Source organism: Lysobacter sp. ISL-50 (assembly GCF_018612875.1).
Lineage (GTDB): Bacteria > Pseudomonadota > Gammaproteobacteria > Xanthomonadales > Xanthomonadaceae > Lysobacter.
The window spans coordinates 15,406-42,117 of the sequence record NZ_JAGGRI010000005.1 but is presented as its reverse complement, the minus strand read 5'-3'; the positions used below and the strand labels follow the sequence as shown (position 1 = coordinate 42,117).

Here is a 26,712-nt window from a genome sequence, read left to right as displayed (position 1 = left end):
TCGCCTCGCCGCCGCCATGCGCCGGCCCGATGGCCGGCGCGCGCGGTATCGCATCGATCGCAGGACTTGCCGATCAGAACTTGAAGCGGAACGAGGCCATGAAGCGGCGGCCGGTGTGGAAACGCTGCGCCACCAGTTCTTCGCGGCCCAGGTACTGCAGATACTCTTCGTCGAGCAGGTTCATGCCTTCCAGCGACACGGTCAGGCGTTCGTCGAAGGTCCAGCTCACGCTCGCGCCGAGTTCGGCGTAATCGTTGACGCTGGCCGGCGGCGCGCCGGCGACGTAACCGCCGGCCAGGTAATCGCTGCGCCAGTTGTACGACAGGCGCGCCGCGAACGGGCCGCGCTCGTAGTACGGGCTGATCGCGACGCTGTCGCGCGACTGGTACGGCAGCTTGGTGCCGCCGGAACCTTCGCCGTCGGCGTAGGTGTAGTTCGCGGTCAGGCCGAAGCCGGTGTCGCCGAAGGGCTGCTGGTAGCTCAGGTTGAAGCCCTTGACCTTGCCCTTGCCGGCGTTCTTCGGACGGATGATGCTGTAGTCGCAGAAGCCGTCGGTGGTGCAGCCGTTGGTGCCGACGATCTGGCTCTGGTAACGCTCCGGCGTGGTCTGCGCGTTGGAGTTGAACTGACGCTCGGTCGCCGCGTCGCTGGCGATGTAATTGTCGATGTCCTTGTAGAACACCGACGCCGCCAACACCGCCTGCGGGGCGAAGTACCACTCGGCCGACAGGTTGAAGTTGGTCGATTCGTACGGGTCCAGGGCCGAATTGCCGCCCGAGCCGGTGAAGGTCGAATCGTTGAGGAAGGTGTTGTGCGTGAGCTGGTTGTACGGCGCCCACGCCACCACCTTGGCCGCGCCGAAGCGGAACAGCACGTCCGCGCCGGTGTCGTAGACCACGTTCAACGACGGCAGGGTGAAGTCTTGTTTCTTCGAGGTGTGGCGCTGCTTGGAGGCGAGGTTGTCCAGGCTCGGCGCGCCGCCGGGCTCGAAGGCCACCGCGTCGGTCTTGGATTCGACGTAACGCACGCCGAAGTTGCCGCGCCATCCGCCCGAGGAGAAATCCAGCTGCGCGTAACCGGCGGTGTTGGTCTGCTCAACGTTGAAGGTGTTGTTGAGGAAGCTGGCGGCGTCCGGACGCAGGATGCCGCGGTACTGGTTGACGTAGTCGATGACGTTCTGGCGGCCGACCTGGACGTGGCGGCCGGAGCCGTCGTTGAGATCGCGCAGGCTGGTCGCGCCGATGGTGCCGACGGTGTTCAGATCGGCGACCGGCAGGCCCACGTACACGTTCTGCACGTAGTCTTCCTCGTGCTTGCCGCGACGCAGGCCGAACTGCAGGTTGTTGAACACGCTGTCGAAGCGGACGTTGAAGTCCACCTGGGCGTAGCTGTCCTTGGTCTCGGTGTCGATCACACCGTAGTTGCCCATGAAGCCGTCGCCGGCCCAGTTGGCCGGGTTCTGCGCCGCGGCCGGGTTGTCGAAGCTCAGGCCGCGCTTGGCGTCCCAGCTGTAGCCGCCGAGGAAGACCGGTTCGATGAACCACTGTTCCAGGGTGTTGTCGGACTTGCTCGCGCCGATCTGGCCGGACACGCCCCAGGTATCGGTCTGGAACTTGCCGTGCAGGTCCACGCCCTTGGTGACGGGCTCGGAGGCGCGCACGTTGTTGTCGTAGAACACCGGATTGGCGTTGCTGTGGCCGCCGGTGGCGACGCCGCCGGAGGTGGCGAGGCGATCGACCGCGTCCGGGCGCTGGGTCAGGAAGTTGTAGACCGACTGGTTGTAGTTGTCGAAACTTTCCTTGATGTACAGCCCGCTCAGGCCGAACTCCAGCTCGTCGCTGGGCTTGAACTGCAGGTTGACGTTGAGGCTGTCGCGCTTGCGGCTCTGCTGGAACCAGGCGGCGTTGATGAAGTTCGGCACGTCGATGTTGGCCGCCGCGCCGGTCTGGTTCGGGAACGCGCTGGCCTTGACGTAGCCGAACACTTCCGTGCCCTGGCGATCGACGTCTTCTTCGAAATGCTGCGCGGCGATGTTGAAGCCGAAGTTGCTGTCGCTGTTCTTCCAGCTGTAGACGATCGAACCGCTGGGACGGGTGTCGCCGCCCTGATCGTTCTTGTTGAAGCTCAGGGAACCGGCGATCGAGTTGGCGTCCATGTCCAGCGGCTGGCGGGTGTGCATGAGCACGGTGCCGCCGAGGCTGCCTTCGGTGATGCGCGCTTCCGAGGACTTGATCACTTCCAGGCGGCCGAGGATTTCCGGCGCGAGCAGGGTGTAATCGAAGCCGCGGTTGGGCTGCTCGCCGTACAACCAGATCGATTGCGCGACCGGATGGTTGTCGAGGAAGGTCAGGTTGAGGCTGGGGTCGGTGCCGTCGATGCTGACGCGTTCGCCCTGGCCGAAACGGCGGTCGAGCGAGACGCCGGGAATCTGCGACATCGCTTCGGCGACGTTGGTGTTGGCGAACTTGCCGATGTCCTCGGCGGTGATCGCCTCCGACACGGTCACGTTGGCCCGCTTGGTGTCGAGCGACTTTTCCAGGCTGGCGCGGATGCCGGTGACGACGACGGCGTCGAGGTCGGTGGCCTGCGTTGCGGCGGGCTGGGCGTCTTGGGCGATCGCCAGGCCGGGGCCCATGCACAGAGCTGCGACGATGCTGGCTGACAAGATGGTCTTGCGCGCTTTCATTTTGTTCCTCCCTCGGGCGGTGATGGCTCTGCGATCGTCCGGGAACCGGTTCGTCGCGAAGTCCTGTTTTCGTTGCGAAACGTTTTTGATTCGATGCCTTGCGCGACACGGTGGCGGGTGACCGCCCGGCCGCGCCGGATGTTGCCGATACCGCTTACCGCTTCGTCGCGCCGCCGCGTGCAATGCGCGGCGGTGCGCCGTTTACCGCTGCGTCGCCGGCCGCGCCGGCGACGAAGGTAGGGTCAGAACGAAAAACTCATCGACGCCATGTAGCGGCGGCCGCTGGTGTATTCGTTCAAGGGCAGGCTCTTGTCGCCCAGGTACTGCGTGTACTTCTCGTTGAGCAGGTTCTGCGCGTCCAGGCGCACGGTGCAGTGCTCGTTGAACGCCCAGCCGACGCTGGCGCCCAGGTCGGTGTAGTCGTCCACGCTCGCCGGCGGCGCGCCGGCGACGTAACCGCCGGCCAGGTAATGGCTGCGCCAGCCGTAGCTGATGCGCGCGGTCAGCGGACCCTTCTCGTAATACGGACTGACCGTCACCGACTCCTTGGACTGATACGGCAGCTCGTCGCCCTGCTCGCTCTTGCCCTTGGCATAGGTGTAGTTGCCGGTGATGCCGAAACCGGTTTCGCCGAACGGCATCTGCAGGGCCAGGTTGAAACCCTTGATGGTCGCCGCGCCGCCGTTGCGTGGACGCAGCACCGCGTAGTCGCAGAAACCGTCGGCGGTGCAGCCGTTGCGGCCGAGCAGGGCGCTGTTCCAGCGCGCCGGATCGATATCGCGCAGGGAGTTGAAGTAACGCTCCTTGCCGTTGTCCAGGTTCACGAAGTTGCTGATGTCCTTGTAGAACACCGACAAGGCCAGCGCCGATTCGGGCGCGAAGTACCACTCCAGCGACGCGTTGAAGTTGTTGGACTGATACGGGTCGAGCTTGGAATTGCCGCCGGTGCCGGTGAGCAGGCCGTCGTCGAGGAAGGTCGCGTCCACCAGCTGGCGGTACGGAGCCCAGGCCACGACCTTGGAGGCGCTGGCGCGGATCACCCAGTCGTCGGCGATGTCGTAGACCACGTTGAGCGAAGGCAGCCAGTAGTCGTTCTTGTTGCTGCGCGTGACCCACCATCCGGCCCGCGGCGGCAGCACCGGCTGGGCGCCGGCGAGCTCGTAGCTGCTGGTTTCGATATCGGCCTGGACGTGGCGCACGCCGAGGTTGCCGTGCAGGCGGTCCTGGCTGAAGTTCAGCTGCGCATAGGCCGCGGTGTTGGTCTGCTCGACGTGGAAGGTGTTGTTGAGGTAGTTGCCCGGATCGCTGTTGTTGAACGAGTAATCGATGTTGCGGCCGTTGACCCAGTTGATCACGTCGCTGCGGCTGAGCTGCAGATGGTGCGCGTGGCTGGGCGAGAAGCCGCCGAAATCCTTGAGGATGTCGGTGTAGCCGGAGGTGCCGATATCGGCCAGGGTGGTGTTGGCGGCGATGTCGAACACGTTGAGGCTGTTGGACTCCTCGTGCTTGTGCCGGCGCAGGCCCACTTCCAGCTGGTTGAAGAAACCGTTGAAGTTGACGCTGAAATCGACCTGGGCGTAACGGTCCTTGGCTTCGATCTGGAAGAAGTTGACGTTGCCGATGGAATCGGTCGCGCCCCAATTGCGCGGATCGCGCGAGCCGGCGACGTCGTCGAAGAACACGCCCTTGCCGATGTCCCAGCGGTAGGCGCCGGTGTAGGTCGACTGCAACAAGTACGTGCGCATGTTGTCGTTGGTGGCCTTGCTCTGGCCGACCTGACCGTTGACCTTCCAGCCATCGCCGCGGAAGCTGCCGCGCAGGTCCACGCCCTTGGTTTCCACTTCCGACACGCGCGCGTTGGCGTCGTAGAACACCCGCGCGTTCGGCCCGGAGTGGCCGCTGGTGACCACGTTGCCGGCGCCGAGCTTGAGCTGATCGACCGAATCGGCGCGATCGCTGAGGAAGTTGTAGACCGACTGGTTGTAGTTGTCGAAGCTTTCCTTGATGTACAGCGTGTCGAGGTTGAACTCCAGCGCGCTGCTCGGCTTGAACTGCAGGTTCAGCGCGAGACTGTCGCGTTCGCGATCCTGCTGGAACCAGGCGGCGTTGACGAAGTTCGGCACGCGCGCGCCGGCCGGCACTTGCGCGGCGGCGTTGGGAAACGTCGACGGCGGCACGTAGCTGAAGATCTCCACGCCCTGGCGGTCCACGCGTTCTTCGAAATGCTGCGCGGCGACGTTGAAACCGAAGGTTTCCTGCGCGTTCTTCCAGCTGTACAGGCCCGAGGCGGTGGGTTTGCCCTTGCTGGCCTGGTCGTTGTAGCTGTAGCCGATGGTTCCGCTGAAGGTGTTTGCGTCCAGGTCCAGGGGCTTGCGCGTATACATCAGCACGGTGCCGCCGAGGCTGCCTTCGGGCAGCTTGGCTTCCGGCGATTTATAGACTTCCATGCGCCCGATCAGTTCGGACGCGATCAGGGTGTGGTCGAAACCGCGATTGGGCTGCTCGCCGTGCAGCCACGGCGTTTGCGCCAGCGGATGGCCGTCGAGAAAGGTCAGGTTGAGGCTGGGGTCGGTGCCGTCGATGCTGACGCGCTCGCCCTGGCCGAAACGGCGGTCGATGGTGATGCCGGGAATCTGCGTCATCGCTTCGGCGACGTTGGTGTTGGGAAACTTGCCGATGTCCTCGGCGGTGATCGCCTCGACCACGGCGTCGGCGTTGCGCTTGGTCTCCAACGATTTTTGCAGACTGGCGCGGATGCCTTGCACCACCACCGCGTCGATGTCGGTCGCATCCGTCGTCGGCTTGGCGTCGGGAGCGGCGGTCTGCTGCGCGGCGTCCTGTGCCGGGGCGATGGAGGAAGCCATCGCCAAAATCGCGAAGATGCTGGCGGACAGGATGGTTTTGCGCGCTTTCATTGGCTACTCCTCCCTCGACATGGATGGGCTCGGCGATCGACCGGGCAGGTCGGTTCGTCGCGAAGCCGGTTGTGCGAAATCAGGCGTGCAGCTGGATGTTGCCGAACCGTTCCGGGCAGGCGTCGCCCGGTGTGCAGCGGTGTTTCGCGTTCGCCGCCCGCTCGCGGTCGGCGGCAGGGCGGACGCGCGGTTACTGCGGGTGTTGTCGCGGCGCGGCTAGAGCGTCTTGCCCGGACTGCGCCAGGTGTTCCAGGTACCAGCTCGCCGCGCCGATCACGCCGAGGCGTTCGTTCTCAATCAACCGCACCGGCACGCGTTCGAGCACCGGACGCATCACGCCCTTGTCGAGCATTCGCGCGTGGAACGCGCTGTCGGGCACGAAGTCCTTGAGCTGCGGCAGGATGCCGCCGGCGATGAACACCGCGTTGGCGCGACTGATCACCACCAGATCGCCGATCACGCTGCCCAGCAGCGCGCAGAAGGTCAGCACCGCTTCGCGGGCCAGCGCTTCGCCGCGACGCGCGGCTTCGGTGATCGCCGCCGGCGCGCGCAGCGAGGCTTCCACGCCGCTGAGCGTGCACAGCGCGCTGTAGAGGTTCACCAGCCCGGGACCGGAGACGAAGTATTCCGTCGGCACGTGGGTCTGGCCGCGTTGCTGGGCCAGGCGCAGCATGTCCACTTCGCGGCCGTTGCCCGGCGCGAACGCGGTATGGCCCGGTTCGGTCGGCAGCACCACGGTGGAGTGGCCGTGCGGGATGCGCAGCGCCGCGCCCAGGCCGGTGCCCGGGCCGATCACCAGCACCGGACCGGGCCCGGAGTCGGCTTCGCTCACGCCCGGCGTGAGCAAGGTGGAGTCGTCCGGCGCCATGCATTGCGCGGCGTTGGCGTTGGCCTGGAAATCGTTGATGACCAGCACTTCGTGCAGGCCCAGTTCGCTGCGCAGCTGCGACAGCGAGATGCGCCAGGGCAGATTGGAATTGACCACCTCGTCGTCGAGCACGACGCCGGCGGTGGCGATCACCACCCGGTCCACGCCGACGCCGTTGCCGGCGATGAATTCGGCCAGGATCGCGGCCAGGCCGGGGTAGTCGGCGCACACGTACTTGCGGTGCGCGAGCACGGCCACGGTGGATTCGCCGCCATGGCCTGGACGTACCAGGCCGACACGGGTGTGCGTACCGCCGACATCGGCGGCGATAAAAGTATTCATGTTCGCGGGCATGGTTCGCTTGAGCTGAGGCGCAGCGCTCATGCTCGCACCCATCCGCCCGGCGCGGTCGCGCCGATGCGTTCGTGCCGGGGCGTCGAAACCCCGTGCCTGCTTCCCCCAAACAATGCCTTCAACAGCCCGTCCCACTGCATGCGCCCTCCACGGCTGCCCATCGGTTTCCCCTGGCGGCGCCGAGATTGCTCCGGCTTTGACAACGTTGTCAACAAACGTCGTCAAAAGTGTCATCTGCTTGCGCAAACCGTGTACTCGCGCCATTTTTAATGATGCGGCGCAACATGCCGTCGCGCGCCTGAGATCACGTTCTGGCGCGGGTTTCAGCCCATTCGCCCCGGTTGTGTTGGCAGGACCCGGGCAGATGTGACAACGTTGGGCGGTCGCTTGTCGTGCCGGTCAACCGGGACAGGCGACGCGTGGCGGGCGTCACCCGCTGCTCTGGGAGGGGATGTCTCATGTCGGTTTCCAACGCCAGCGCTCAGCCGCGGTATCTCGGCTCGATCGCGATCATCGGCGCGCTGTTCTTCGTGTTCGGTTTCGTCACCTGGCTCAACGGGCCGTTGATCACCTTCGCCCAGCTCGCCTTCGACCTCGACGAGGTCGGCGCCTTCCTGGTGCCGATGGCGTTCTATCTGTCGTATTTCTTCCTGGCCCTGCCGTCGTCGGCGATCCTGCGCCGCACCGGCATGAAGCGCGGCATGGCGCTGGGCCTGCTGGTCATGGCGATCGGCGCGGCGGTGTTCGGCGAGTACACGACCCAGCGCTGGTATCCGGGCGCGCTCGGCGGCCTGTTCGTGATCGGCGCGGGCCTGGCGGTGCTGCAGACCGCGGTCAATCCCTACATCAGCATCCTCGGCCCGATCGAAGGCGCGGCGCAGCGCATCGCGGTGATGGGCATCTGCAACAAGATCGCCGGCATCCTGGCGCCGCTGCTGCTCGGCGCGCTGGTGCTGCACGGCATGGGCGATCTGGCCGCGCAGGTCAAGGCGGCCGATCCGGCGACCAAGGCGCAGTTGCTCGATACCTTCGCGTCCAGCATCCACGCGCCGTATCTGGTCATGGCCGGATTGCTGGCGTTGCTGGCGGTCGGCGTGCTGTTCTCGCCGTTGCCGGAACTGCGCGCGGCCGAGGCCAATCGCGCCTCGAACGGCGAAAACGACGGCCGCACCCGCCTGACCCAGTACCCGCACCTGTGGCTGGGCGCGCTGTGCATCTTCGTCTACGTCGGCGTGGAAGTGATGGCGGGCGACGCCATCGGCACCTACGGCCACAGCTTCGGCCTGCCGCTGGACAAGACCAAGTTCTTCACCTCGCTGACGCTGGGCGGGATGCTGGTCGGCTACGTGGTCGGGCTGATCGTGATTCCGCGTTTCATCTCGCAGGAGCGTTACCTGAGCCTGTCGGCGGTGCTCGGCGTGGTGTTGTCGGTCGGCGCCTTCGTCACCCACGGCTATGTGTCGGTGGCCTTCGTCGCCGCGCTGGGTTTCGCCAATGCGATGATGTGGCCGGCGATCTTCCCGCTGGGCATCCGCGGACTGGGACGGCATACCGAGGTCGGTTCGGCGGTGATGGTGATGGGCATCGCCGGCGGCGCGGTGGTGCCGCAGTTGTTCGCGGCGCTCAAGCAGCACATGGACTTCCAGCTGGTGTTCTTGCTGCTGATGGTGCCTTGCTATCTGTACATCCTGTACTTCGCCAAGGCCGGGCATAAGGTCGGGCTGCGCGATCGCGGCGCGGTGTCGTCGAATGGGGCGGTGGCGGCTTCTTCGAATTGAGGTTGCTGGGGGAAGGCAAAAGCAAATCCCCCCTAACCCCCCTTTTTCAAAGGGGGGAATCCGGAGGCCTTGCGGACCCACCTTCGCCGAGGCTGTTCCCCCCTTTGAAAAAGGGGGGGCAGGGGGGATTCGCTCTTGAAGCTGTTAAGCCTTTAACCCCTCTGCGCACCCATTCAGCCCCACCCGGACGGTCAAATTTTCACCACCGCGTTTAAAACGCCGCCGCCACCCGCAATCGCCGCTGGCCGCTGCGACATCGCTTCGGTATCGTGCACACAATGAATGCGCCGCCTCCCCACGCCGGCGCGGTCGCGCCTCCCGGTGCGTCGGCCGCGCGCGCGCTGCGTTACCTGATCCGTGTGCCGCTGCTGGTGTGGCATCTGCTCATCCACCTGCCGCTGGTGCTGTTGCTCATCACCTTGCCGACCTCGCGGCTGCCGCTGGGCGAGGAAACCCTGGAAGAACGCCTGATCCGCGCCTGGGCCGGCGGCCTGATGCGCATCTTCGGTTTCAGCCTGCGCCGGATCGGCACGCCGCTGGCCGGGGCGACCTTGTTCGTCGCCAATCACGTCAGCTGGGTCGATATCGAGATCCTGCACAGCCAACGCATGATGGGCTTCGTCGCCAAGCGCGAAATCGCCGGCTGGCCGGTGGTGGGCTGGCTCGCCGCGCGCGGCCAGACCATCTTCCATCACCGCGGCAACACCGAGTCGCTCGGCGGCGTGCTGCACGAAATGCTCTCGCGCCTGCGCGCGGGCCGTGCGGTCGGCGTGTTTCCCGAAGGCGGCACCCGCGGCGGCCGCGAGATCGGCCCGTTCCACGCGCGCATCTTCCTGGCCGCGGTCGAAGCCGGCGTGCCGGTGCAGCCGGTGGCGCTGCGCTACGGCGAGCGCGGCGACGCCCAGGCGGTGGTCGCGTTCCAGGACAAGGAAAGCTTTTTCGCCAACTTCCTGCGCCTGCTCGGCGAACCCGGGCGCGTGGCCGAAATCCATTTCCTGACACCGATCGGCCCGGGCGAAGCCGATGGACGGCGCCGCATCGCCGAACTGGCGCGGCTGCGCATCATCGAGGCGATGGCGAGCTGATCCCATGTTGACTGCAGCCGATTACGCTCCGCCGCGCTGGCTGCGCAACGCCCACGTGCAATCGGCGCTGGGTTCCAGTCCCCTGCGCCGCCGCAACGCCGAACGCCGGCTGGCGGCGATCGGCGCGCGCACCCAGGCGCACATCATCCAGACCGACGGCGGCGTGCGCCTGCACGGCCTGCACAGCGCCGTGGACGGCGTCACGCCGCGCGGGCTGGTGCTGTTGCTGCACGGCTGGGAAGGCAGCGTGGATTCCAACTACATGCGCCTGACCGCGGCGCAGTTGCTCGCGCGCGGCTTCGAAGTGTTCCGGCTCAACTTCCGCGATCACGGCGACACCCATCACCTCAACGAAGGCCTGTTCCACTCCAACCGCATCGACGAAGTGGTGCAGGCCACCGCGCAGATCGCGCGGATGTTTCCGCTGCGGCCGCTGTCGGTGGCCGGGTATTCGCTCGGCGGCAACTTCGCCCTGCGCCTGGCGCTGCGCGCGCCCGAGGCCGGGCTGCCGCTGGCGCACGTGGCCTCGGTGTGTCCGGTGCTGGACCCGGCGCGCACGATGGAGTCGATGGAAAACGGCCTGCGTTTTTACCTGTGGTACTTCGAACGCAAATGGCGCGACTCGCTGGCGCGCAAACGCGAGCTGTTTCCGGGCGTGCACAACTTCGACGACCGCACGCTCGGCCTGAGCATGCGTCCGCTGACCCAGTGGATGGTCGAGCGCCATACCGACTTCGGCACCCTGGATCGCTATTTCGACGGCTATTCGGTCGCCGGCCAGCGCCTGGCGCGGTTGCAGGTGCCGGTCAGCATCCTGATGGCCGCCGACGATCCGGTGATTCCGGTGGCGGGCTTCCGCGAACTGGAGCTGCCCGCCGACGCGCGGCTGGAAGTCGCGTCCTGGGGCGGGCATTGCGGGTTCCTGGAGAACGCCCAGCTGGACGGCTTCGCCGAGCGCTGGATCGCCGACCGCCTGGAGAAGCTGGCTTCGGTCTGAGCCGTCGCCGCTGACCCGGCGATCATTCGCAGCACCTCTAGACGACCGGTCTAATTGGGTCTAGAGTGCCGCCATGACCTCCACCGCCCCCAGCGACGTCCGCCAGCACATCCTCGATGTGGCCTTGCCGCTGCTGCTGCGCAAAGGCTTCACCGCGGTCGGCCTGACCGAGGTGCTGACCGCCGCGCAGGTGCCGAAGGGCTCGTTCTATCACTACTTCGGCTCGAAGGAAGCCTTCGGCGAGGCGGTGCTGGAGACCTATTTCGCCGGGTATCTGGCGCGGATGGACCTGCTGCTGAGCCAACCGGGCACGGCCGCGCAGCGGCTGAGCGGCTACTTCCACGACTGGCTCGACTCGCAGACCGGCGACGAGGCCAGCAGCCGTTGTCCGGTGGTCAAGCTCGGCGCGGAAGTCAGCGACCTGTCCGAGAGCATGCGCGCGGCGCTGGAACGCGGCACCCGTTGCATCACCGAGCGCCTGGCGCGCTGCATCGATGCCGGCCGCGCCGACGGTTCCCTGTCGGCGCCGGCCGACAGCCGCGCCGCGGCGGTGACGCTCTACCAGAACTGGCTCGGCGCCAGCCTGCTGGCCAAGATCGCCCGCGACCGCGCGCCGCTGGACACGGCCATGGCCGGCACCCGGCAACTGCTCGGCCTGACCCAAAACGTTTGAAGCGGGACGGCGTGAATGCCGGCCGCGATTTTTTGCACCCAATTACTAGGCGACCGGTCTATTTGCGTCGCCCAAGTCGTCCGAACCCACCCCACGCACCCGATAGGAGCCCCCATGTCGCAGCCCCAACCCGTGAATCGCCGCATCGTCCTCGCCGCCCGCCCGACCGGCGTGCCGACCGCGCAGGACCTGCGTCTGGAAGAAACCGCCGCGCCGACGCCCGGCCCGGGCCAGCTGCTGCTGCGCACGCTGTATCTGTCGCTGGACCCGTACATGCGCAATCTCATGGACGAAGCCGGCACCAGCTACGCGCCGCCGATCGCGCTGGGCGCGCCGGTGGTGGGCGGCACGGTCAGCCGGGTGGTCAGCTCCGATCATCCGCAGTTCAAGGCCGGCGATCTGGTCCTGGGCAACGCCGGCTGGCAGGACTACGCGCTGTCGGACGGCACCGACCTGACCGCGCTCGGCGACATGGCGCAACCGTCCCTGGCGCTGGGCGGCCTGGGCATGCCCGCCTTCACCGCCTACGTCGGCCTGCTCGACATCGGCCAGCCCAAGCCGGGCGAAACCGTGGTCGTGGCGGCGGCGACCGGCGCGGTCGGCGCGGTGGTCGGGCAGATCGCCAAGCTCAAGGGCGCGCGCGTGGTCGGCATCGCCGGCGGCGCGGACAAGTGCCGCTACGCGGTGGAGGAACTCGGCTTCGACGACTGCATCGACCGCCACGATCCGCGGCTGGCGCAACGCCTGGCCCAGGCCTGCCCGGACGGCATCGACGTGTACTTCGAGAACGTCGGCGGCGCGGTGTTCGAGGCGGTGCTGCCGCGGCTCAACCACCATGCGCGCGTGCCGGTGTGCGGGGTGATCGCGCATTACAACGACGAAGCGCAGCCGCCGGTGCCCAACCCGCTGCCGCATCTGATGACCACGCTGCTGCAAAAACGCATCCGCCTGCAGGGCTTCATCATCCTGGACCACTACGCCGAGCGCTTCGAGGCGTTCCGCCGCGAGATGGGCGAATGGGTCGCCGCCGGCCGGGTCAAGCTGCGCGAGGACCGCGTCGACGGCCTGGAGAACGCGCCGGCCGCGTTCATCGGCCTGCTGCAGGGGCATAACTTCGGCAAGCTGGTGGTGCGCGTGGCGCAGGCCTGAGCCCGGCCGGGCGGGACGGAGCGAGGGGGGCAGGGATCGATCGCGGCCAGCGGCCAGCGCATAAAAAGCGCGAAACCGCGCGCGCCCCTACAATCCCCCTCCTCTTATCCCGTCCGAAGCACACGAATGTACGAACCCATTCTCGACGCGCTGCGCCGCGGCACCCCCGCCGAAGCGCTGGCCGCCGCCGAACAAGCGCTGAGCACCGACCCGCAAGACGCCGGCCTGCATCGCCTGCACGCAGCCGCCCTGCGTCTGAACGGCGATCGCGACAGCGCCGTGGCGGCCTTGGATCGCGCCATCGGCCTCACGCCCGAGGATGCGCAACTGCATCTGGAACGCGCCGGCGCGCTGCTCGACGGCCGCCACCTCGACGAGGCCCAGGCCTCGCTCGCGCGCGCGATCGGGCTCGACCCGAACCAGTTCCCGGCCTACGTCGTCAAAGCGCAGCTCGCCATCGTGCGCGGCGACCTCGAAGACGCCGAGCGCCTGGGCCGCACCGCCGCGCGCATCGCCCCGAATCACCCGCAGGTCGCCGCGATCGAAGGCGTGCTGGCGCTGCGCCGCGGCGACGCCGACCGCGCCCTGGCGATCCTCAGCCACGCCGCCTCGCAGGCGCCGGACGATCCGCAGGTGCTGCACGGCCTGGGCTTCGCCTATCTGGCCAAGGGCCATCTGGCCTTCGCCGAACAAGCCTTCACCGCGCTGGCCGAACGCAGCCCGGACCAGCCCACGCTGCAACTGCTGATCGCCGATCTGCTGCGCCTGCAATCGCGCTATGCCGAAGCCGCCGATCGCATCGCGCCGGTGGCGCAGCGCGAAGACGCCGGCTTCGGCGTGCGCCGCTGGGCCGGCGAGCTGGAACTCGACGCCGGCCGCAACGACCGCGCCCTGTCGCTGCTGCGCGAGGCCTTCGACGATCAGCCTTACGATCCGCGCACGCTCAACGCGATCATGGAAGCCTGGCGCCGCCTCGGCGCCATCGACGACGCGCGCCAGTCGCTGGAAACCGCGCTCGCCGCGCATCCGCAGCAGCAGGACCTGTGGCGCGCGCGGCTGGTGCTGGAACCGTTCGGCGAGCCGTCGGCGCTGGCGGTCCTCGACCGCTGGCAGCAGGCCATGCCGGAAAACCTCGCCGCGCTGGAAGCGCGCGCGGCGGTGCACGATCAACTCGGCGAACACAGCCAGGCCGAAGCCATCGCCGAACGCATCGTCGAACTCAGCCCGGGCGATGTCGCCGCCGAGATGCGCATCGTCCAGGGCCTGACCGAACGCGATCCCGACGCCGCCGCCGAGCGCATAGAACGCCTGATCGGACAGGCCGTCGATCCGGCCGCCAAGCGCGAGCTGCGGCAGTTGCTCGGCCGCACCCTGGATCTGGCCGCGCAGCCCGAAGCGGCCGCGGCGACCTGGGCCGAGCTTCACGCCGAAGTCGTCGATCAACGCCTGCCGTTCAACCCCATCAGCGCGCGCAGCGGCAGCGACTGGCCGGCGATGGCCACCATCGCCGAAGGCACCCGCGGCATCCTGCTGCTGTGGGGCGCGCCGGGTTCGCGGGTGGAGCGCATCGCCCAGGTGCTCGGCGCGGTCGGCGCGCCGCTGCTGGTCGATCGCTACGGCCCGCAGCCGCCGACCGATCCGATGCAGCGCTACGGCACGGTCGAGGAACTGCTCGCCGGTTCGCTCGATCCGGCGTTCCTGATCAAGATGTACCGCGCCGCCTTGCCCGCGCGCGGCGCCGCCGACGGCCCGGTGTTCGACTGGCTGCTGTGGTGGGACAACGCGCTGCTGCGCGCGCTGCGTCCGTACTTGTCGGAAGCGTTCCTGCTGATTCCGATCCGCGATCCGCGCGACATGCTGCTGGACTGGCTGGCCTGCGGCAGTCCGACGCCGTATGCGCTGCCCACGCCCGAAGACGGCGCGCGCTGGCTGGCGCAGTGCCTGGACCAGATCGCCGATCTGCACGAAGGCAATCTGTTCCCGCACAACCTGGTGCGTCTGGACGAAACCGGCGAAGACTCCGGCGCGATCGCGCAGATCATCGCCGACACCCTGCGCGTGCAGGTATCGCTGCCCGGCGGCATCGTGATGAACGAGCGCCTCGGCAACGGCCGCTGGCGCGCGTATCAGGGCGCGCTGGGCGAAGCGTTCGCCCTGCTCGCGCCGGTGGCCAAGCGCTTGGGCTATCCGCAGGCCTGAGCGCGCGCCGGTAGCAACGGCCGCTGCGATCGACCACCCGGTTCGCGGCGGCCGGCTGCGGAATACTTCCCCGCGCGTTATCGATCCGTCGCGGATCGATAACGCGCGTTATCGTGCACCCTCACCGTCTTGGTGCGATGCCCGCACCGCGAATCAGCCGCGCCCAGGAGCCCTTCATGCGCATTCACAGCAACAGCTTCCAGCACCGTCAACGCCTGCCGGCCGAATTCGCCGCCGGCCAGGCCAGCGGCGACGGCTATGGCTTCGCGCCGAACCGCAATCCGCATCTGGCCTGGGACGACGCGCCGCAGGGAACGCGTTCGTTCGCGTTGGTGTGCATCGACCCGGACGTGCCGACCGTGGCCGAGATGGTCGGCCGCAGCGACGTGCAGATTCCCGAGCATCAGGTGCGCACCGATTTCATCCACTGGGTGGTCGCCGACATCGCCGCCGACGTGGGCGAGATCGCCGCCGGCAGCTGCAGCGACGGCGTGACCGCGCACGGCAAGCGCGATCCGTCCGGCCCGCGCGGCTCGCGCCAGGGCCTCAACGACTACACCGGCTGGTTCGCGAGCGATCCGGACATGGCCGGCGACTGGTACGGCTACGACGGCGCGTTCCCGCCGCCGAACGATCTGCGCCTGCATCGTTATTTTTTCCGCGTGTTCGCCCTGGACGTGGAGCGGCTGGAACTCGACGCGCGCTTCACCGCCGCCGACGTGTTGAACGCGATGCAGGGCCACGTGCTGGGCGAGGCCTCGATCTACGGCACGTATTCGCTCAACCCCGCGGTCAAGGGCTGAGCCGATGAGCGCGACGCGCGTGGCCTTGGTCAGCGGCATCGTCGATGTCGGCCGCGGCCAGACCCGCAACCTGTGAGCGCCGATCCGGCTTACCTTTGACCGACCGCGCCGCCGCCGATCCACGGCGCGCGGCGATTGTTCACCGAGCGACGAAATGAACGACCCGCACAACCCCTACGACGCACCGCAGACCCAGGTGCGCGCCGAACGCATCGCGCAACTGGTCACCGCCACGCGCGGCCAGCGCCTGATCAATTACCTGATCGACTCGCTGGCCTGCGTCGCGCTGATCGTCTGCGCGCTGACGCTGTACACCGCCTACGATCCAGCCGTGGTGAACTCGCTGCGCGAGCCGAACCTGTTCCGCGACTGGGTCATGACGCCGATCGCGCTGCTGATCTATTACGTGCCGATGGAAGGCATGTTCGGCGTCACCCTGGGCAAGCTGGTCACCAATACCCGGGTGGTGGACGAACAAGGCCGGCCGCCGAGTTGGGGCCAGGTATTCGGCCGCACCGCCGCGCGGCTGATCCCGTTCGAACAGTTCACCATCCTGTTCTCCGGAACCCAGCGCGTCGCCGCCTGGCACGATCGCCTGCCGAAGACCCTGGTGGTGCGGGCGCGCTGAAGCGCCAGCCGCCCGGTTGGGGCGGCGTCATCGTGCGCACCCTGGGCCGCTGCATCCCGTTCGAACCGTTCTCGATCTTCTTCTCCGGCGAAGATCGCATCGCCTGGCACGATCGTCTGTCCGAGACGCGGGTGATCAGGAAGTCCTGAACGCTCGAGCGCGGCTGCTCACGGACGTGAAGCGCGTATCGGGTGGATGTGGATCGAGTCGACGCAACGGTAAGTCGGCGGCGTGGTGGTGAAGTTGATCCAATTGCCGGAGCGCTGCGTTGTGTATGTTTTTCCTCGATCTTCGCCATGCGCATCGACGGTCGGCTTGCCTTGCGCGCCGAGCAATTTGGAGGCGAGTTCCGGGGATAGGCAGGGCGCCGGCGCAACGCCGATATCGATCTGACCGGTCAACTGTCCTATCGAGCCGAAGCTCAGGACGTAGCCGTCTTCCAGTCTGGCTGGCCCTTGTCCGGAAAGATCCTGTCCCGGAAGCGGCTCTAAATCCAGAACACTGCCCAATGCGGCTTTGATCCTGTTCTTGCCTGCTTCGCCATCGAGCGACCACCGCAACAAATGCTCGATGGTTATCGCGTCCTTCGCGCTCGCAGATGCTTGCTGCCCGGACACGCTTGCTCCGGTCGTACTGCATGACGCCAGGGCGCTGACAATCAATGCCAGCGCGAGGCTAAATGAAGGATGCGTTCGTGCAACGCGGCGATAATCCAGAGCCATCGTTTCCCCTATCCACGATCTCGCCGCGATAGCGCGGACGCGCATCAAGGCGCGCCCGCGCAGCTGCCTCAGGACTTGGGCGGCGGAACCAATTCGCTCTCGACCACCATGTCGAGCACATACGCCACCGACGAGGCATCGGCCGGCGGGTTCTTGATGTCGAACTTCTTGATCCGCACCACGTTGCGCACGCCGGCTTCGTGGGTGTAGCCCTCGATGTCCTGGTAGAGGAAATGCCAATCCTCCGCCGGCGCCAGGGCGACGCCGTTGGCGTCGTACTTGCGCTCGCGCACCCACAGGCACTGGTAGTCGCGCATCAGCGGATGCGGGCAGCTGCGGCGCTTTGCGTCGACTTCGAAGAACATCGTCGTGCCGGCGCCGCCGTAGCGCGTTTCCGGCGTCGGCTGGCCGCTCAGGACCAGCTTGCTGCCCGAGGCGGTGGTCAGCAGCAGGCGCGGTTGCGGCGCCTGGCCTTCGATCGCGAACACGGTGCTGCCTTCGAGCTGCTTGGAAATCTCGCTGTCCATCTGCATCAGGCGCGGGTCCTGGCAGGCCATCAGCGTGGTCTGGAAATTCTTGACCTCGATCTTGTCGCCGTTGAGCGCATAGGTCGCGCCGACGTGATTGCAGCCGCCGGACACGCCCAGGCGGTCCTTGAGGAAGCTCAGCTGCAGACCGTACTTGCCTTCGCGCTGCAGCACGCCGATCGGCTTGCCGGCGGCGTCGCTGGCGGTGTCGAGGTTCCAGCGATACGCGCCCAGGTCGATGGACGACTTGGCGAAACCGGTGTCGGCGGAATCGCCAGCGGGCGCGGCGGCGGCGCCGTCGGCGTTGTTGTGCGAGGGCGCGGCGCAGGCGGCGAGCAGGGCCAGCGACAGCGCGGCGGCGGAGAGGACGAGCGGGCGGGTGATGTTCATGGGGCGCAATGATCCGGGTTGCGTTGCGAAGACAGGATCAACGGGCCGGCGCGGGCGATGGGGTTGCGCGCGTTCAGCGGGCGGTCGGCGGCGACGAGGCTCAGGACTTGGGCGGCTTGGCGAACTTGCGCATCAGCTCGCGCTGCGCGCGTTCCAGATCCAGGCCGCCGCTGCCGTCGGCTTCGTCGTCCACGGTGTCGTCGTCGAGCGCGGCATCCTCCGCGATCACTTCATCGATATGCGACAGCAGCAAGCCTGCATCGACCGTCACGCTCTGCATGCGGTCGCTGGGAAACACGCCGACGGCGACCTTGGCTTCGGTCAGCGCGGCGGCGGTTTGCTCGCGCCACGGGCCCAGTTCGCGCTCGGCCGGCGCGTACTCGCGCAGTTGCGGCGCCTGCGCGAGCGAGGCGCGCGCGGTCGCGGCCGAGGGCCAGGCCGGCAGCAGTTCCTGGCCGTCTTCGTCGAACAAGGTCAGCACGAACTCGCCCGACATCGCGATCCAAAACCGCCCGGTGCGCGCCACCGATTCCAGGAACGCGGCGTAACGCTCCGGACTGGACAGCTGGACGTACTCCAGCAACTGCTGTTCGGCGAGGCGGTCTTGTTCGTTCATCGGCGAGGTTCCGGCAAGGGATCGGTGCGGATCAGCTGCCCGTGGGCATCAACAGCAGCAAGGCCGCGCCGAAGGCGAGGCGGTAGATCGCGAACGCGGTGAAGCGATGGCTCTGGATATAACGCAACAGCCACTTCACCGCGATGAAGGCGGTCACGGCCGAGGCGATGAAGGCCACCGCCAGCGCGCTCCAGTCCTCGCTGGCCGCGGCCGGAGTGCCGGCCACGTGCATCAGCTCGTAGCCGGTGGCCGCGAACATGGTCGGGATGCCGACCAGGAAGGCGAACTCGGTCGCCGCCGCGCGGCTGGTGGTGCCGGCCAGCAAGGCGATGAAGATCGTCGCCGCCGAGCGCGAGGTGCCCGGGAACACGCCCGCCACGACCTGGGCGACGCCGACCAGCGTGGCCACGGTCCAGGTGATCTGGCTGCGTTCGCCCAGCGCGGCCGCGCGCTTGGCGGCGAAATGCTCGGCCGCGATCATCCACACGCCGCCCAGCACCAGCGCCCAGGCGATCGGGGTGACGTGATCGGGCAGCGCGAAGCCGGCCTTCTTGACCGCGACGCCGAGCACCGCGGTGATGCCGAAGGCCAGGCCGAGCTTGAGCAGGTAGTCGAGGTTGTCGCGGCGGGTGAAGCCGGTCGCCAGCCCCCACAGCCGCTTCCAGTAGATGACCACGACCGCGAGGATCGCGCCGGCCTGGATCGAGATATTGAACAGGTCCGAGCGAGGGCCGAGCCAGTGCTGCGCGATCAGCAGATGCCCGGTGCTGGAAATCGGCAGGAATTCGGTGATGCCTTCGATGATGCCGAGGAGAAGGGCGGCGAGCAGATCGGTCATTGGGGGTGGGGAATCGGGGAGGGGGATGGGGAATCGACGTAGGCCCGGGGGAGCCGCGACGGCGCGCCAGGATAGCGGAAAGTGCGATGTTCCAAATTGGTGCAGATGTCGGAATTTATGCACCAAAGAAATGCGTGCGGCGATGAGCTAAATAGTTATATCTATTTAAATCATTGGCTTGCGATAGAAAAATAGTTGGCACACCGTTTGCTTGTACAACGGGCAGGCGACTCCAACGCCCTCGCGTTGCACGATTCCCCATTCTCGATTCCCCATTCCCGGAAGAACCCATGTCTCTCGAACACGTCGAAAAGCTCGTCAAGGATCACAAGGTCGAATTCATCGATCTGCGTTTCACCGACATGCGTGGCGTCCAGCACCACGTGACCTTCCCCAAGTCGATCGTCGAGCCGGCGCTGTTCGAAGACGGCAAGATGTTCGACGGCTCCTCGATCAGCGGCTGGAAGGGCATCAACGAGTCGGACATGATCCTGCTGCCCGACGCTTCGACCGCGGTCCTGGACCCGTTCACTGCCGATCCGACCCTGATCCTGACCTGCGACATCCTCGACCCGGCCACCATGCAGGCCTATTCGCGCGATCCGCGCGGCGTCGCCAAGCGCGCCGAGGCCTACCTCAAGTCCAGCGGCATCGCCGACCAGGCCTTCTTCGGCCCGGAACCGGAATTCTTCATCTTCGATTCGGTGCGCTACGCCAACGAGATGGGCCACACCTTCTTCCATATCGATTCGGAAGAAGCGGCGTGGAACTCGGGCAAGGAGTACGAAGGCGGCAACAGCGGCTACCGTCCGGGCGTGAAGGGCGGCTATTTCCCGGTCGCTCCGCTGGACTCGCTGCACGACATCCGCTCGGAGATGTGCAAGACGCTCGAAGCGGTCGGCATCGAAGTCGAAGTGCACCACCACGAAGTCGCCAACGCCGGCCAGTGCGAGATCGGCACCAAGTTCAACTCGCTGGTCGCCAAGGCCGACGAGCTGTTGACGATGAAGTACATCATCAAGAACGTCGCCCACCGCAACGGCAAGACCGCGACCTTCATGCCCAAGCCGATCGTCGGCGACAACGGCAGCGGCATGCACGTGCACCAGTCGCTGGCCAAGGGCGGCGTCAACCTGTTCTCCGGCGACGGCTACGGCGGCCTGTCGCAGATGGCGCTGTGGTACATCGGCGGCGTGTTCAAGCACGCGCGCGCCATCAACGCGTTCACCAACTCCGGCACCAACAGCTACAAGCGTCTGGTCCCGGGCTTCGAAGCGCCGGTGATGCTGGCCTACTCGGCGCGCAACCGTTCGGCGAGCTGCCGCATTCCGTACGTGGCCAATCCGAAGGCGCGCCGCATCGAAATGCGCTTCCCCGATCCGATCCAGTCCGGCTACCTGACCTTCGCCGCGCTGATGATGGCCGGCCTGGACGGCATCAAGAACCAGATCGACCCGGGCGCCCCGAGCGACAAGGATCTGTACGACCTGCCGCCGGAAGAGGAGAAGGGCATCCCGACCGTGTGCCATTCGCTCGACCAGGCGCTGGAAGCGTTGGACAAGGATCGCGAGTTCCTCAAGGCCGGCGGCGTGTTCACCGACGACTTCATCGACGGCTACATCGCGCTGAAGATGCAGGAAGTGACTAAGTTCCGCGCCGCGACTCATCCGCTCGAATACCAGATGTACTACGCCGTCTAAAGCAGTTGCTGCATGTGTATATCGGGTCTTCGGATCGGCGGATGTCCGGCCCGGTCCTCGCGGACCGGGCGCTCACCGGGCCGGAATGCGCTTCAACGCATTCCGGAAAGCTCCCGGTTCGCCCGCTCGAATACCAGATGTACTACGCCGTCTAAGCGGCCACGGCGTGCGCATCAGGTCCGCAACGGCAATGTTCTTGCCGTCGCGGACCGATACGCCGCTGATACGCCGAGTAATGACGCGCACCGTCGTGAACCAGGAGAGCAACGCCCGATGCACATCCGTACCGGCGAACTCGACCATCCCGAAGTGATCGCGCTGTTGCGCGAACACCTGCAGGGCATGGCCGAACTGTCGCCGCCGGAAAGCATCCACGCGCTCGACCTGGACGGGCTCAAGCATCCGGACATCACGTTCTGGAGCGCCTGGGGCGAAGGCGAGGATCTGCTCGGCTGCGGCGCGCTCAAGCGGCTCGACGACGGGCACGGGGAAATCAAATCGATGCGCACCGCCAGCGCGCATCGGCGTCGCGGCGTCGCCGCGGCGATGCTCGAACACATTCTCGGCGAGGCCGGCCGGCGCGAGTATCGGCGGCTGAGCCTGGAAACCGGCTCGATGGATGGATTCGAGCCGGCGCGCAGCCTGTACGCGCGTTACGGCTTCGACTACTGCGGGCCCTTCGCCGGATATCGCGACGATCCCAACAGCGTGTTCATGAGCAAGGCGTTGTAACCCACACACGGCCCGGGGCGCATGCCCCGGGCCGTTTTCGTTTTCCACCGACAACCCATGAGGACACGCACGACGGGCCAGGCCCGCCGCGGGGCGGCTTGTTTCCGAAAAACAGCGAGGGCGACTACGAAGCGCCCCGCGATACCGAGCACATCGCAATGACCGGGGAGGGGCCACCGCTTATGAGGAGCCTGCGTCATGTCGTCTCATCTCAAGACTGAAAACCACAACGCCGCATACGCGCATGCCCATGCCGTCGCCAAGGCGACGCTCGCACTCGCGCTCGCCTGCGCCGCGCTCGCGGCGACGCAAGCGCGCGCCGGAACCACGGGCTCGATCAGTCTGACCTCGGACTACCTGTTTCGCGGGGTCTCGCAGACCAATCAGGAGCCGGCCCTGCAGGGCGGTATCGAATACGCGCACGACAGCGGTTTCTATGTCGGCGCCTGGGGCAGCAACATCAGCTGGCTGTCGGACACGGTCGTCGTCGGCGACGACATCTCCAGCAGCCTGGAGCTCGACGGTTATCTGGGCTATCGCGGCAAGGCCGGCGAGATCTTCTCGTACGACGTCGGCGTGTTGACCTACTACTACCCGGGCGACTACCCGTCCGGCTTCAACAGCCCGAACACCACCGAGATCTATCTGGGCGGCACGCTCGCGCCCAGCGAAACGGTGTCGGTCGGCCTGAAATACTCCTATTCCGTCACCGATCTGTTCGGCTACGCCGATTCCGACGGCAGCGGCTATATCGACGCCAACCTCAACTGGACCTTCCAGCCGGGCTGGACGCTCAACCTGCACGGCGGCAAGCAGTGGATCGAGAACAACGAAGCCTTCGAATACACCGACTGGAAGCTCGGGGTGACCAAGACGTTCGAAAGCGGCTTCTCCGTGGCCGCCGCTTACAGCGATACCGATGCCGAGAAGGCGCTCTACACCAACGCCCACAACAACTTCCTGGCCGACAGCGCCTTCACCTTGACCGTTAGCAAGGCGTTCTGACGCCGCGCGCATTGATCGAAACCACCGGAGCCGCGAGATGAAACTGATCACCGCCATCATCCGCCCGTTCAAGCTCGACGAGGTGCGCGAAGCGCTGACCGAAGTCGGCGTATCGGGCATCACCGTCACCGAAGTCAAGGGCTTCGGGCGCCAGAAGGGCCATACCGAGTTGTACCGGGGGGCCGAGTACGTCGTCGATTTCCTGCCCAAGCTGAAGATCGAATGCGCCGTGCCCGAGAGCCTGCTCGACGCCGCGCTGGAAGCGATCCAGAACGCCGCGCGCACCGGCAAGGTCGGCGACGGAAAGATCCTGGTCCTGCCGGTGGAAAGCGCGGTGCGCATCCGCACCGGCGAGCTCGACGACGATGCCCTCTGACCCCTGCCTGCGAGAGACGAACATGAAGTACGACACGATGCTCGAACCCCGCTCGCGCGAGCGGATGCTGCGAACCCTGGCCTGGAGCGCGTTGCCGGCGGCGGCCTTGTTCGCCCTCGCCCCGGCCCATGCGCAGGACGCCGCGGCGGCCGCGGAAGCGGCCAAACCCATCGTCGATAAAGGCGACGTCGCCTGGATGCTGACCTCGACCCTGCTGGTGCTGTTGATGACCGTGCCCGGCCTGGCGCTGTTCTACGGCGGACTGGTGCGCTCCAAGAACGTGCTGTCGGTGCTGATGCAGGTGCTGGCGGTGTTCTCGCTGCTGGTGCTGTTGTGGGTGGTCTACGGTTACTCGCTGGCCTTCAACGGCGGCAATGCGTTCATCGGCAATCTCGACAAGCTGTTCCTCAAGGGCGTGAACAAGGAATCGCTGGCGGCGACCTTCAGCGCCGGCGTGTCGCTGCCCGAGTACGTGTTCATCGCCTTCCAGTCGACCTTCGCCGGCATCACCGGCGCGCTGATCGTCGGCGCCTTCGCAGAGCGCATCAAGTTCTCGGCGGTGCTGCTGTTCTCGGTGCTGTGGTTCACCTTCGCCTATCTGCCGATCGCGCACATGGTCTGGTACGGGCCGGACGGCTTCCTGTTCGCCAAGGGCGCGATCGATTTCGCCGGCGGCACGGTGGTGCACATCAACGCCGGTGTCGCCGGCCTGGTCGGCGCGTACTTCGTCGGCAAGCGCGTGGGCTACGGGCGCGAGGCGATCAAGCCGCACAACGTCACCTTCACCATGATCGGCGCGTCGTTGCTGTGGGTGGGCTGGTTCGGCTTCAACGCCGGCTCCAACCTGGAAGCGACCGCGGGCGCGGCGCTGGCGTTCCTCAACACGCTGCTGGCGACCGCGGCGGCGGCGCTGGCCTGGAGCCTGGTGGAGAAGCTGATCAAGGGTAAGCCGTCGATGCTCGGCGGCGCTTCGGGCGTGGTCGCCGGACTGGTCGCGATCACCCCGGCCTGCGGCACGGTCGGTCCGTTCGGCGCGATCGCCATCGGCGCGATCGCTGGCGCGGTGTGCGTGTGGGGCGTGCACGGGCTCAAGCGTCTGTTGCGCGCGGACGATGCGCTCGACGTGTTCGGCGTGCACGGCCTGGGCGGCATCATCGGCGCGTTGCTGACCGCGGTGTTCAGCGCGCCGTCGCTGGGCGGCTTCGGTTTCGGCGCGGGCAACGACAGCATCGCCTCGCAGCTGGGCGTGCAGGCGCTCGGCGTCGGCATCACCATCGTGTGGTCGGGCGTGGTGTCGGTGGTCGCGTTCGCGATCGTCAAGCTGGTGATCGGTCTGCGCGTGCCGGAAGAAGCCGAACGCGAAGGCCTGGACATCACCACTCACGGCGAGTCGGCGTACGAGAGCTGACAAGCGAACCCCTCTCCCGTGCGCGGGAGAGGGGTTGGACGAATGCGCGCGATGCGCCTTCGGCGACGCGGACGTTGCATGCAAGAATCAAAATGGATTCCGGCGCAAGCCCGAATCCATTTTTTTAATACCCATCGATCCGGCCGCCGCGCCACTCTGGGTTGGGTAATCGATTTCCGCACGATTCACGCGCTATCGCCGCTTCACGATGCGCGTCGCAGTTTGGTTTTCGCCGCTGCGTGCTCACGCGCCGACTCATGCAATCGGCGCAGTTGCCGATGCGCAATCCATGATCCGCATCAACGAACGCGGTGTGACGAATAGTCTTTTACGCATTGTCGAATAAATATTCCCGCCTAGTCTGCGTAACGCGGACATAGCGCTGTCCGCCGACACGTCCGGACGCGCTCGCGCAAGGCGACCTCATTCCAAACACGCTCGATCGCGAGAGGGGACCAGGACGGTTCCGCCGCACCTGCGGCTCAACGAAATCTCACGGGAGTTTCGCAATGGCTCAGCAATCCAAGTATTTCCGCCTGCACCTGCTGGCGGCCGCCACCGTTTGCGTCATCGCCACCGCGCCGGCCTTCGCCGCCGACCGCGTCAATCTGACCAGCCTGGACCCCCAGCAGCCGGTCGCCGGTTTCATCGTCGCGTACAAGTCCGGCACGCCCAAGAGCCTGGATCTGCAGCGCCAGCTCAGCATCGCGGCCGGCACGCTGGGCCAGAAAGGATTGACGATCAAGCACGTGCGCGCGGTGTCGACCGGCGGCGAGCTGATCGAAGTCAACCGTCCGCTCGACGTGGTCGAAGCGACCACGCTGATGCAGCAGATCGCGGCCAATCCCGAGGTCGAATACATCGAGCCCAACTCGATGTTCTACCCGGCGCTGACCCCGAACGATCCCAGCTATCCCTCGCAGTTCGGCCTGGGCGGCACCTGGGGCATCCGCGCCAACACCGCGTGGGACAACACCTACCAGGGCCAGGGCAAGATCATCGCGGTGATCGACACCGGCATCACCAGCCATCCGGACCTGGCCGCGAATCTGACCTCGCCGACCGGCTACGACTTCATCAGCAACGCCGCCGCCGCGCGCGACGGCAACGGTCGCGACGCCAATCCGGCCGATCAGGGCGACTGGACCACCGCCGGTCAATGCGGCGCCGGCCGCCCGGCCACCAACTCCAGCTGGCACGGCACTCACGTGACCGGCATCGCCGCGGCGGTGACCAACAACGCGGTCGGCGTGGCCGGCACCGCGTTCAAGGCCAAGGTGCTCAGCGCGCGCGTGCTCGGCGCCTGCGGCGGCACGCTGGTGGATATCGCCGACGCGATCACCTGGGCGTCGGGCGGCACCGTCAGCGGCGTGCCCGCGGTCGGCGTCAACAAGGCCACGGTGATCAACATGAGCCTGGGCGGCGGCGGCGCATGCAGCTCGACCTTCCAGACCGCGATCAACGGCGCGGTGGCGCGCGGCGTGACCGTGGTGGTGGCGGCCGGCAACAGCAACGCCAACGCTTCGGGCTTCCAGCCGGCCAGCTGCGCCAACGTGATCACGGTCGGTGCCACCACCTCGGCCGGCGTGCGCGCCAGCTTCTCCAACTGGGGACCGCTGGTGGATGTGGCCGCGCCGGGCCAGAGCATTTTGTCGACGCTCAACTCCGGCACCACCGTGCCGGGCGCGGCGAGCTATGCGAGCTACAGCGGCACCTCGATGGCTTCGCCGTTCGTGGCCGGCGTGGTCGCGCTGATGCAATCCAAGCCGGGCGTCGACCGCACGCCGGCGCAGGCCGAGGCGATCGTCAAGGCGGCGGCGAACATCACCCCGTTCCCGGTGGTGCAGAACCCGACGATCGGCTCGGGCATCGTCAACGCGGACAAGGCCACCGACGCCACGCCGTGATCGCGGCGCGAACCGGCCGGCGACAACGGCCGGGCCGCGTTTGAAGCGAACGATCGCACGGGCGATCTTGAACCCCGGCTTCGGCCGGGGTTCTTCGTTGCGCCGCCGCGCTTGCGCCGACAGAGGGCGCACCGGCCGTGATGCATCGCGCAATCCGCGGCCCGATCGGAACTCTCTCGCGTGCGCCCGCACGTACGCGCGGGCGCGACTTTGGTCTACACCTGCCGCCTTCATCGAAGCGGCGAATGCGCGCAACGCGTGCATGAACGGGCTGTGCGCGTGATTCGCATCACGCAACCGCCGGACCACGGCGCGCGCGCTGCCGCAACGACGGTTGTCGCGCGCGCCCATGCTGC

Annotated in this window: 21 protein-coding genes; 14 read left to right on the top strand and 7 right to left on the bottom strand. The window is 66.9% G+C overall.

Annotated elements, in window-relative coordinates; all coding sequences use genetic code 11:
- Positions 1–73 precede the first annotated feature (73 nt).
- The 3 genes from J7J50_RS03850 to J7J50_RS03840 all read right to left on the bottom strand — a co-directional run bounded on the left by J7J50_RS03850 (position 74) and on the right by J7J50_RS03840 (position 6,853).
- Positions 74–2,686 carry a TonB-dependent receptor gene (locus tag J7J50_RS03850; protein WP_215057802.1) on the bottom strand — a complete coding sequence of 871 codons (2,613 nt, stop codon included), beginning with the start codon at positions 2,684–2,686 and terminating at the stop codon, positions 74–76.
- Between the two features lie 242 nt (positions 2,687–2,928).
- Positions 2,929–5,601: a TonB-dependent receptor gene (locus J7J50_RS03845; protein ID WP_215057803.1), complete on the bottom strand. Its 2,673-nt coding sequence runs from the start codon at positions 5,599–5,601 to the stop codon at positions 2,929–2,931.
- Positions 5,602–5,791: 190 nt separating this feature from the next.
- A complete protein-coding gene (locus tag J7J50_RS03840) occupies positions 5,792–6,853 on the bottom strand; it encodes a glucokinase (RefSeq protein WP_215057804.1) in 1,062 nt (353 codons plus the stop codon).
- Between the two features lie 428 nt (positions 6,854–7,281).
- On the opposite strand from J7J50_RS03840, the gene J7J50_RS03835 reads away from it, so the two are divergent.
- The 8 genes from J7J50_RS03835 to J7J50_RS03800 all read left to right on the top strand — a co-directional run bounded on the left by J7J50_RS03835 (position 7,282) and on the right by J7J50_RS03800 (position 16,135).
- Positions 7,282–8,601, top strand: coding sequence for a sugar MFS transporter (locus J7J50_RS03835; RefSeq protein WP_215057805.1), 1,320 nt, complete (start codon positions 7,282–7,284; stop codon positions 8,599–8,601).
- A 278-nt stretch (positions 8,602–8,879) separates the two neighbouring features.
- Entirely contained in the window at positions 8,880–9,686 is an 807-nt protein-coding gene (locus tag J7J50_RS03830) for a lysophospholipid acyltransferase family protein (RefSeq protein ID WP_215057806.1), read from the top strand.
- Positions 9,687–9,693: 7 nt separating this feature from the next.
- On the top strand, positions 9,694–10,683 hold the full coding sequence (locus J7J50_RS03825) for an alpha/beta fold hydrolase (protein WP_215057833.1): 990 nt from the start codon (positions 9,694–9,696) through the stop codon (positions 10,681–10,683).
- A 73-nt stretch (positions 10,684–10,756) separates the two neighbouring features.
- Positions 10,757–11,356, top strand: coding sequence for a TetR/AcrR family transcriptional regulator (locus J7J50_RS03820; RefSeq protein ID WP_215057807.1), 600 nt, complete (start codon positions 10,757–10,759; stop codon positions 11,354–11,356).
- 114 nt (positions 11,357–11,470) lie between these two features.
- Positions 11,471–12,505, top strand: a complete 1,035-nt coding sequence (locus J7J50_RS03815) for an NADP-dependent oxidoreductase (RefSeq protein ID WP_215057808.1) — start codon at positions 11,471–11,473, stop codon at positions 12,503–12,505.
- Between the two features lie 126 nt (positions 12,506–12,631).
- The gene (locus J7J50_RS03810; protein ID WP_215057809.1) at positions 12,632–14,704 is read left to right on the top strand and encodes a tetratricopeptide repeat protein; all 2,073 of its coding nucleotides are present in this window, start codon (positions 12,632–12,634) and stop codon (positions 14,702–14,704) included.
- A gap of 176 nt (positions 14,705–14,880) precedes the next feature.
- On the top strand, positions 14,881–15,507 hold the full coding sequence (locus J7J50_RS03805; RefSeq protein WP_215057810.1) for a YbhB/YbcL family Raf kinase inhibitor-like protein: 627 nt from the start codon (positions 14,881–14,883) through the stop codon (positions 15,505–15,507).
- Between the two features lie 154 nt (positions 15,508–15,661).
- Positions 15,662–16,135: an RDD family protein gene (locus J7J50_RS03800; RefSeq protein WP_215057811.1), complete on the top strand. Its 474-nt coding sequence runs from the start codon at positions 15,662–15,664 to the stop codon at positions 16,133–16,135.
- 167 nt (positions 16,136–16,302) lie between these two features.
- Here the strand turns inward: J7J50_RS03800 and J7J50_RS03795 are convergent, their stop codons facing one another.
- From J7J50_RS03795 to J7J50_RS03780, 4 genes are all read right to left on the bottom strand, one after another.
- A complete protein-coding gene (locus J7J50_RS03795) occupies positions 16,303–16,857 on the bottom strand; it encodes a hypothetical protein (RefSeq protein WP_215057812.1) in 555 nt (184 codons plus the stop codon).
- Between the two features lie 68 nt (positions 16,858–16,925).
- Positions 16,926–17,774, bottom strand: coding sequence for an META and DUF4377 domain-containing protein (locus tag J7J50_RS03790; protein WP_215057813.1), 849 nt, complete (start codon positions 17,772–17,774; stop codon positions 16,926–16,928).
- A gap of 100 nt (positions 17,775–17,874) precedes the next feature.
- Positions 17,875–18,390 (bottom strand): DUF2750 domain-containing protein, encoded by a 516-nt coding sequence (locus tag J7J50_RS03785; RefSeq protein WP_215057814.1) that lies wholly within the window; start codon positions 18,388–18,390, stop codon positions 17,875–17,877.
- 31 nt (positions 18,391–18,421) lie between these two features.
- On the bottom strand, positions 18,422–19,228 hold the full coding sequence (locus J7J50_RS03780) for an undecaprenyl-diphosphate phosphatase (protein ID WP_215057815.1): 807 nt from the start codon (positions 19,226–19,228) through the stop codon (positions 18,422–18,424).
- A gap of 290 nt (positions 19,229–19,518) precedes the next feature.
- On the opposite strand from J7J50_RS03780, the gene glnA reads away from it, so the two are divergent.
- The 6 genes from glnA (at position 19,519) to J7J50_RS03750 (ending at position 26,356) form a co-directional block, all read left to right on the top strand.
- Positions 19,519–20,928 carry a type I glutamate--ammonia ligase gene (glnA, locus tag J7J50_RS03775; RefSeq protein ID WP_057941189.1) on the top strand — a complete coding sequence of 470 codons (1,410 nt, stop codon included), beginning with the start codon at positions 19,519–19,521 and terminating at the stop codon, positions 20,926–20,928.
- A 273-nt stretch (positions 20,929–21,201) separates the two neighbouring features.
- Entirely contained in the window at positions 21,202–21,660 is a 459-nt protein-coding gene (locus J7J50_RS03770; RefSeq protein WP_215057816.1) for a GNAT family N-acetyltransferase, read from the top strand.
- A 198-nt stretch (positions 21,661–21,858) separates the two neighbouring features.
- Positions 21,859–22,665 (top strand): TorF family putative porin, encoded by an 807-nt coding sequence (locus tag J7J50_RS03765; protein WP_215057817.1) that lies wholly within the window; start codon positions 21,859–21,861, stop codon positions 22,663–22,665.
- A 37-nt stretch (positions 22,666–22,702) separates the two neighbouring features.
- Entirely contained in the window at positions 22,703–23,041 is a 339-nt protein-coding gene (locus J7J50_RS03760; RefSeq protein WP_057941192.1) for a P-II family nitrogen regulator, read from the top strand.
- Positions 23,042–23,078: 37 nt separating this feature from the next.
- Positions 23,079–24,449: an ammonium transporter gene (locus J7J50_RS03755; protein ID WP_285222303.1), complete on the top strand. Its 1,371-nt coding sequence runs from the start codon at positions 23,079–23,081 to the stop codon at positions 24,447–24,449.
- Positions 24,450–24,958: 509 nt separating this feature from the next.
- The gene (locus J7J50_RS03750) at positions 24,959–26,356 is read left to right on the top strand and encodes a S8 family peptidase (protein ID WP_215057818.1); all 1,398 of its coding nucleotides are present in this window, start codon (positions 24,959–24,961) and stop codon (positions 26,354–26,356) included.
- The last annotated feature ends 356 nt before the right edge of the window (positions 26,357–26,712 follow it).

Bases quoted from the DNA above. Each gene is read 5' to 3' on its own strand.
- J7J50_RS03850 (WP_215057802.1), bottom strand. From the start codon at position 2,686: ATGAAAGCGCGCAAGACCATCTTGTCAGCCAGCATCGTCGCAGCTCTG.
- J7J50_RS03845 (WP_215057803.1), bottom strand. From the start codon at position 5,601: ATGAAAGCGCGCAAAACCATCCTGTCCGCCAGCATCTTCGCGATTTTG.
- J7J50_RS03840 (WP_215057804.1), bottom strand. From the start codon at position 6,853: ATGAGCGCTGCGCCTCAGCTCAAGCGAACCATGCCCGCGAACATGAAT.
- J7J50_RS03835 (WP_215057805.1), top strand. From the start codon at position 7,282: ATGTCGGTTTCCAACGCCAGCGCTCAGCCGCGGTATCTCGGCTCGATC.
- J7J50_RS03830 (WP_215057806.1), top strand. From the start codon at position 8,880: ATGAATGCGCCGCCTCCCCACGCCGGCGCGGTCGCGCCTCCCGGTGCG.
- J7J50_RS03820 (WP_215057807.1), top strand. From the start codon at position 10,757: ATGACCTCCACCGCCCCCAGCGACGTCCGCCAGCACATCCTCGATGTG.
- J7J50_RS03815 (WP_215057808.1), top strand. From the start codon at position 11,471: ATGTCGCAGCCCCAACCCGTGAATCGCCGCATCGTCCTCGCCGCCCGC.
- J7J50_RS03810 (WP_215057809.1), top strand. From the start codon at position 12,632: ATGTACGAACCCATTCTCGACGCGCTGCGCCGCGGCACCCCCGCCGAA.
- J7J50_RS03805 (WP_215057810.1), top strand. From the start codon at position 14,881: ATGCGCATTCACAGCAACAGCTTCCAGCACCGTCAACGCCTGCCGGCC.
- J7J50_RS03800 (WP_215057811.1), top strand. From the start codon at position 15,662: ATGAACGACCCGCACAACCCCTACGACGCACCGCAGACCCAGGTGCGC.
- J7J50_RS03795 (WP_215057812.1), bottom strand. From the start codon at position 16,857: ATGGCTCTGGATTATCGCCGCGTTGCACGAACGCATCCTTCATTTAGC.
- J7J50_RS03790 (WP_215057813.1), bottom strand. From the start codon at position 17,774: ATGAACATCACCCGCCCGCTCGTCCTCTCCGCCGCCGCGCTGTCGCTG.
- J7J50_RS03785 (WP_215057814.1), bottom strand. From the start codon at position 18,390: ATGAACGAACAAGACCGCCTCGCCGAACAGCAGTTGCTGGAGTACGTC.
- J7J50_RS03780 (WP_215057815.1), bottom strand. From the start codon at position 19,228: ATGACCGATCTGCTCGCCGCCCTTCTCCTCGGCATCATCGAAGGCATC.
- glnA (WP_057941189.1), top strand. From the start codon at position 19,519: ATGTCTCTCGAACACGTCGAAAAGCTCGTCAAGGATCACAAGGTCGAA.
- J7J50_RS03770 (WP_215057816.1), top strand. From the start codon at position 21,202: ATGCACATCCGTACCGGCGAACTCGACCATCCCGAAGTGATCGCGCTG.
- J7J50_RS03765 (WP_215057817.1), top strand. From the start codon at position 21,859: ATGTCGTCTCATCTCAAGACTGAAAACCACAACGCCGCATACGCGCAT.
- J7J50_RS03760 (WP_057941192.1), top strand. From the start codon at position 22,703: ATGAAACTGATCACCGCCATCATCCGCCCGTTCAAGCTCGACGAGGTG.
- J7J50_RS03755 (WP_285222303.1), top strand. From the start codon at position 23,079: ATGCTCGAACCCCGCTCGCGCGAGCGGATGCTGCGAACCCTGGCCTGG.
- J7J50_RS03750 (WP_215057818.1), top strand. From the start codon at position 24,959: ATGGCTCAGCAATCCAAGTATTTCCGCCTGCACCTGCTGGCGGCCGCC.